We start from the raw sequence: 5,534 nt of genomic DNA, 5'->3' as shown, positions 1-5,534 counted from the left end.
CGAGGTCCCGCCCCTGCATGTCGGGCGGGGTCTCCAGCCCGAAGTAGCTCAGCAGGGTGGGCGCGATGTCGATCGTCTGTGCGAGCGCGCCCCGGCGGGTGTCCACGCCCCGGGTGCGTGGGTCCCACAGGAACATCGGCAGATGCACGAGTTCGTTGAACCACGGCATCACCGACTTCGCCCACCAGCCGTGCTCGCCGAGCAGGAAGCCATGGTCGGTGTTGACGATCAGCAGGGTGTCGTCCCACATGTCGTGCTCGTCCATGACGTCGAGCACCCGGCCCAGCGAGTGGTCGCACATCGACACGAGTGCTGCGTACCGGCGCCGTGCGTGCTCGACCTGGTCCGTGGGCTCGGAGACCTTCTGGTAGCCGGGCCAGTCGAACTCGGGGCCGGCGTGGTCGTCCGGGTAGCGGGAGGTGTACGGCTCGTGCACGAAGAAGGGCTCGTGCGGGTCGAAGAGCTCCAGTTGCAGCAGCCAGCCGTCCGCGTCCGCGTTGGTGTGCAGGAAGTGCACACCGGCGTCGACGGTAAGGGTCTGGGAGTGTTCCGCCTCGGTGGGCATATAGGTGCGGTTGATCGCGTCCTGCCGACGCATGGCCGGGCCCTCGCCCTCGCGGAGCCCGTCGACGACGCCCTTCCACGGATCGCCTTCCTGGCCGCGGAAGAATTCCCACGTGGTGTAGCGGGTGTGATACGTCGCCCCACCGTCCTCCCAGTAGTGCGGGTGGTCGGAGGCCAGATGGGTGTGGATTCCCGCGTCCCGCAGGATTTGCGGCATCGAATCGTCGAAGGGCTCCAGCGGCCCCCACTAGCGGTGCAGGAAGTTGTAACGTCCGGTGTGCAATTCCCGGCGGGCCGGCATGCACGGCATCGACCCGGCGTAGAAGTTGTCGAACGTCACCGCCCGGGACGCCAGCCGCGCGAAATTCGGCGCGTCCACGATCGTATCCGCGTACGGACCGAGCATGTGCCGGTTCAAGCTGTCGACCATGAGGATGATGGCACGCACGGGGGGTGTTTCCTTCGTTCAGCGGGTGTCGCGGGCGTTCGGCGGGTGTCGCGGAGAAGCAAGAGGAGATCCGGCGCCCTTCGCATTCTCCGGAGCGTCGAGCAGTACTTGCCTCAACATCTCCAGGCGCTCCAGATAGGCGTCTATCGCCTGCGCCCCGGCCTCGTGGGACCACTCGGCCACGAGCGTCGCCAGGTCCTCGTCGAACGCAGCGGACGTATCGACGGCTTCGCGGCGGTCACGGAAGCGGTAGCGGGCCACTTGCTCGCGACGCGTCGTGAGCTCGGTGTCGATGAGACGCAAAAGCTGCTCGCGCGTCATGAATCCGGCAAAGGCGAGCCGCGTCCCGAAATCCGGGTCCTGGAAACGTGTCGGAGGGCTGTACGGCCCGGTGAGCCAGTCGAGGAAGACGGTCATTCCCTCGTCGGTGATCCGGTACGTCTTGGCGTCGGTGGCACCGGCTCGCTGCTGAACGGTGTGGATCACCCACCCGCTGGCTTCCATTTTCCCCAGTGACCGGTAGACCTGACTCATCTGGGTGTTTGAACGCAGAAAGCGCCCATGAGTGTCGAGGTACTTCTTCAGGTCGTACCCGGTGCTGGGATGCCGGGCGAGAACGCCCAGCAGAATGCTTTCGAGCTTCATCGCTCGCTCCTTACGGCGGCTCCGCGGGACTGTCCCTGCCCGGCGGACGATGCATGCCACAAGTGGAATGGCTAAGATGGGGGGACCATGACACATGTTGAATGCCTCCGCAAGAGTTTGGACAGGCCGGAACCAACAGCATCCGAGGCGCCCCGGTCCGAGGCCCGGTTTCCCGCCGGCTCGTCTCCCGGTGCGCGCTCTCCGCTCCCTCGGTACGCGCAGACCCTCCTGCCCGGCCGGACCGCGCACGCAGAGAGGAAACGAACATGAGACGCGTCCGACCGCGCGAGCCGCGCTCCGGCGCCTCCATACCCTGGTACGGGGAGGGCGAGGAGCCGGACTACCGCTTTTCCCTGGCCAACGAGCGCACGTTCCTCGCATGGATCAGAACCGGGCTGGCCCTGCTGGCCGGCGCCGTCGCCGTCGCCCAGTTCGTCCAGCCACTGACGCACAGCGAAGCCGGCGCGGCGCTCGGGGTGCTGCTGGCCGTGACCGGAACAGCGCTGTGCGCCTCATCTACGGACGCTGGCTGCGGGTCCAGCGAGCTATGCGTCATCACCGCCCGCTGCCGATGACCCGGCTGCTCATCGCGCTGGCCTGGGGCGCGTCCCTGGCGGGCATCGCCGTGCTGCTGCTGGTCTGGAGTGTACGGTGACCACTTGGCACCGCTCCGGAACTACCCCGCACCCCGCAGACCCGCGCGACCCCGGCCTGCAAGCGGAGCGCACCGCACTCGCTCGGCGCCGCACGGCGCTCTCCGCGCTGGTGACCGCGGCACTGACGCTGCGCTTAGGACTGACACACGATGCCCCGCTGGTCACCGCGGCGGGCGCCTGCCTCGTGGCGACGGCGGCCCTGACCACCAGGTCCTCCGGAGTCGGCCGGCACCGGCTGCGGGCCGTGGCGTCCTGCGCCACGGTCGCCGGTCTCCTGGTCACCGCGCAGGCGGCACTGCACGCTCACTGACATCGGCCGCCCATTCGCTCGTAGCCTCGGCATCCACTCTCACCGAAAGGAGCAATGCCGCACATGCCCCCGCACTGCTGCCCGCCCGGTCGGCCCGGCGACCCGTCCGCCGTCCCGGCCCCTGTCGCCTTCGAAGGGAACGGCCAGGGTGACCACGCCTCCGCCATACGGCTCCCCGGCGGAACTTTCCTCATGGGCAGCGAGGACCCCGACGCCAACCCCGGCGACGGCGAAGGACCGGTACGCGAGGTCACCGTGCCCCCCTTCGCCATCGACGCCCACTGCGTGACCAACGAGCGCTTCGCCACGTTCATCGAAGCAACCGGGTACCGCACCGAAGCCGAACTGTTCGGCTGGTCGTACGTCTTCGCCGCCTTCCTCCCCGGCGAACTGCGCCGCGTCTCCCCACGCCCGAAGAGCACCCCGTGGTGGTGCGGGGTCCAAGGAGCGTCCTGGGCATCGCCGGAAGGTCCCGGCAGCGACCTTTCCGGCCGCTCGGACCATCCCGTCGTGCACGTCTCGTGGACCGACGCGAGCGCGTTCTGCCAATGGGAGGGAGCACGTCTGCCGACCGAGGCGGAGTGGGAGTACGCCGCCCGCGGCGGCCTCAGGGGCAAACGCTTCCCCTGGGGCGACGAACTCACCCCCGGCGGCGAGCACCGCTGCAACATCTGGCAGGGCCGCTTCCCTTCCCGCAACACCGCCGAGGACGGCTACGCCGGCACCGCCCCCGTCACCGCGTACCGGCCCAACGGCTACGGCCTGCACAATGTCGCCGGCAACGTATGGGAATGGTGCGCCGACTGGTGGGCCGTGGACCCCTCCCGGGCAGAGGGCTCCTGCCTCAACCCCGCCGGGCCCGGCAACGGCACCGCACGGGTGCTGCGCGGCGGCTCGTACCTGTGCCACGACTCCTACTGCAACCGCTACCGAGTAGCCGCCCGCACCAGCAACAGCCCCGACAGCTCCAGCGGGAATACAGGCTTCCGCGTCGCGTGGAACACCCCTCCCGGGTCCTGAAGGCGGCGTAGCGTGGGGCGCGCGTCGCAGGCGCAGGCATACGCCGCCTCCACATCGAGTCCGGAACCGTGCGCGACGCTGTCCCTGTCGAGAATCTCGTCCGTGCAGGTCAGGCCACATTCCGAGCGGGCACCCGACCGCGTGGAGCGCGACTTCGTCGCCAGCGCGCCGTACCGCTGCTGGGTGGCGGATTTCACGCACGTGGCGACCTGGGCCGGAGTGGTCTACGTCGCCTTCGTCGTGGACACCTTCTCCCGCCGGATCGTCGGCTGGTCCGCCGCGACGTCACAGGAGGCCCGGCTCGTCCTGGACGCTTCGGAGATGGCGCTGTGGCAGCGCGACCGCGATGAACCTCCCCACGTTCGCCACGAGTTGACACATCACAGCGATGCGGGCAGCCAGTACACCAGTTTCAAGCTGGCCGAGCACCTGGACGCGGCCGGCACAGCGGCCTCGATCGGCTCCGTCGGCGACGCATACGACAACGCCCTGATGGAGAGCACGCTCGGCCTGTTCAAAACCGAGTTGATCAAGCCGCAACAGCCCTGGAAGACCCTCTCGAATACGAGACCACCGTTTAACCCATTCTTTTAACCCGATCGGAGTTCCCCTCCGGTTCACCGGCGCCGGGCCGTACCAGCACCAGCGGAAGCTCGTCTTCCGAGGCGATGAGCAGGTCGCTGTGGTCCAGCAGCGGCCGGGGCGCCGTGCAGGCGCGTTCGGCGGTCCACAGTCGGGAGCGGTGGTTGACGTCGAGGCATACCGATCCTGCGGCCGCCGACGGCGGTCGGGCCGTGCTCGACCGGCTGAAGAACGAGGTGAGCACCTGATGCCCGTACCCCCGCTGGGCCTCGTCCGGCGGACCGGCGATCCGCTTCCCGGCCCGGGTTCGAGGAGGGAGCTGGGCTCCGGCTCCCGTAGGGCAACGCAAGCGCGACGGCTGACCATCGAGGAAAGCGTAAAGTGGAGCGCCCAGATCGTCGTGCGGCTGGGGAAGCGCACCCACCGGTTCGACGAACTGCATCGCGAGGTCGACGGGATCAGCCGGCGGATGCTGACCTGCGCCGGCTGGTGCGCGACGGCTTGGTCAGCCGCGCGGCCTACGTCACCGCGCCGCCGCGCGTCGACGACGAACTCGACGGGACGAATCCACCGTCGGCCGCCCGGCGGGCCACCTCGTTGACGGCTGGGCCGGAGTGCCGCCCCGTTCGTTGCCCATGTGCGGCCAGGCGCACCGCACCGTCACTTCGGTACCGGCCTCCCGGACATCGGTTCAACAGGGTCGGGAGAGATGCCGGTTTCGCCGAATGCGTCCACGGCCACCCAGTAGTCCGCATCCGCGTTGAGCGAACGCAGGTCGAGTTCCGTGCGGTCGTAGACCAACCAGCTGTGGTAGAGCTTCTCGGGGTGGCGTCCATAGCGGACGTTGTAGCCGGTGGCTCCGGCGACGGCGTCCCATTCGATCCTGGCGGTGCGGCCGTCCACGCGCGAGGCCCTCGCGCGGACGGGGCTCGGGGCGTCACCGTCGCCTGCGCCGAAGACCCGTACGCCGCTGACGGCGAAGAAGCCGTCGAACGGCATACGACCACCGGTGATGCGGGACGCCGGCACCGCCCGGCTCCTGCCCCTCCTGCCGCGCGGCCGGACCCAAGGCCCGGTGTTCGTCACCCACCGCCGCCTGGCCGGGGGGAGGTGATAAGTCCGCGCGATGTGCGCCCGGCCACCGACCTGGCCCGCCTCTCCTACGGCCAGGCCAAGGCACGCGCCCTGTTACTGGACGAACACACCGCCGTACATCCAGCCGATCAGCACCGCGCTGGACCAGCGGGACGCCACCTACCACCTGGAGTAGGGTCCGGCGCGGACCGGGGCGATACCGCCGGGTAATATC

At 69.2% G+C, this 5,534-nt stretch carries 7 protein-coding genes and 3 pseudogenes; 6 read left to right on the top strand and 4 right to left on the bottom strand.

The features are described from left to right. Both ABZ646_RS38870 and ABZ646_RS38865 read right to left on the bottom strand, forming a co-directional pair. Positions 1-970, bottom strand: a pseudogene (locus ABZ646_RS38870) (sulfatase); the annotation flags it as partial. 60 nt (positions 971-1,030) lie between these two features. Beyond that, on the bottom strand, positions 1,031-1,657 hold the full coding sequence (locus tag ABZ646_RS38865; RefSeq protein ID WP_360530115.1) for a PadR family transcriptional regulator: 627 nt from the start codon (positions 1,655-1,657) through the stop codon (positions 1,031-1,033). 266 nt (positions 1,658-1,923) lie between these two features. Here ABZ646_RS38865 and ABZ646_RS38860 point away from each other — a divergent pair, with 266 nt between their 5' ends. The 4 genes from ABZ646_RS38860 (at position 1,924) to ABZ646_RS38845 (ending at position 4,237) form a co-directional block, all read left to right on the top strand. Continuing rightward, positions 1,924-2,232, top strand: coding sequence for a DUF202 domain-containing protein (locus ABZ646_RS38860; RefSeq protein WP_360530112.1), 309 nt, complete (start codon positions 1,924-1,926; stop codon positions 2,230-2,232). Positions 2,233-2,308: 76 nt separating this feature from the next. Beyond that, the gene (locus ABZ646_RS38855) at positions 2,309-2,623 is read left to right on the top strand and encodes a DUF202 domain-containing protein (RefSeq protein ID WP_360530109.1); all 315 of its coding nucleotides are present in this window, start codon (positions 2,309-2,311) and stop codon (positions 2,621-2,623) included. Between the two features lie 54 nt (positions 2,624-2,677). Further along, on the top strand, positions 2,678-3,643 hold the full coding sequence (locus ABZ646_RS38850; protein ID WP_360530106.1) for a formylglycine-generating enzyme family protein: 966 nt from the start codon (positions 2,678-2,680) through the stop codon (positions 3,641-3,643). A gap of 141 nt (positions 3,644-3,784) precedes the next feature. Further along, a complete protein-coding gene (locus ABZ646_RS38845) occupies positions 3,785-4,237 on the top strand; it encodes a DDE-type integrase/transposase/recombinase (RefSeq protein WP_360530103.1) in 453 nt (150 codons plus the stop codon). A gap of 37 nt (positions 4,238-4,274) precedes the next feature. Here the strand turns inward: ABZ646_RS38845 and ABZ646_RS38840 are convergent. After that, a pseudogene (locus tag ABZ646_RS38840) lies at positions 4,275-4,409 on the bottom strand (sugar kinase); the annotation flags it as partial. 63 nt (positions 4,410-4,472) lie between these two features. Between ABZ646_RS38840 and ABZ646_RS38835 the strand changes: the two are divergent. Next, positions 4,473-4,826 (top strand): winged helix-turn-helix transcriptional regulator, encoded by a 354-nt coding sequence (locus ABZ646_RS38835; protein WP_360530100.1) that lies wholly within the window; start codon positions 4,473-4,475, stop codon positions 4,824-4,826. 59 nt (positions 4,827-4,885) lie between these two features. On the opposite strand, the gene ABZ646_RS38830 is transcribed toward ABZ646_RS38835, so the two are convergent. Beyond that, the gene (locus ABZ646_RS38830; RefSeq protein WP_360530097.1) at positions 4,886-5,254 is read right to left on the bottom strand and encodes a fibronectin type III domain-containing protein; all 369 of its coding nucleotides are present in this window, start codon (positions 5,252-5,254) and stop codon (positions 4,886-4,888) included. Here ABZ646_RS38830 and ABZ646_RS38825 point away from each other — a divergent pair. Next, positions 5,244-5,437, top strand: a pseudogene (locus ABZ646_RS38825) (site-specific integrase); the annotation flags it as partial. The gene ABZ646_RS38830 and the pseudogene ABZ646_RS38825 overlap by 11 nt on opposite strands. Positions 5,438-5,534 lie beyond the last annotated feature (97 nt).

This window comes from Streptomyces sp. NPDC007162 (assembly GCF_040634175.1).
In the GTDB taxonomy this organism is placed as follows: Bacteria; Actinomycetota; Actinomycetes; order Streptomycetales; family Streptomycetaceae; genus Streptomyces.
Note: the sequence above shows the minus strand (reverse complement) of the source record. Positions and strands in the feature narration are given on the sequence as shown.

What these genes read in the sequence shown, in the direction of transcription:
- ABZ646_RS38865 (WP_360530115.1), bottom strand. Translation starts at nt 1,657, where the DNA reads ATGAAGCTCGAAAGCATTCTGCTGGGCGTTCTCGCCCGGCATCCCAGC.
- ABZ646_RS38860 (WP_360530112.1), top strand. Translation starts at nt 1,924, where the DNA reads ATGAGACGCGTCCGACCGCGCGAGCCGCGCTCCGGCGCCTCCATACCC.
- ABZ646_RS38850 (WP_360530106.1), top strand. Translation starts at nt 2,678, where the DNA reads ATGCCGCACATGCCCCCGCACTGCTGCCCGCCCGGTCGGCCCGGCGAC.
- ABZ646_RS38835 (WP_360530100.1), top strand. Translation starts at nt 4,473, where the DNA reads ATGCCCGTACCCCCGCTGGGCCTCGTCCGGCGGACCGGCGATCCGCTT.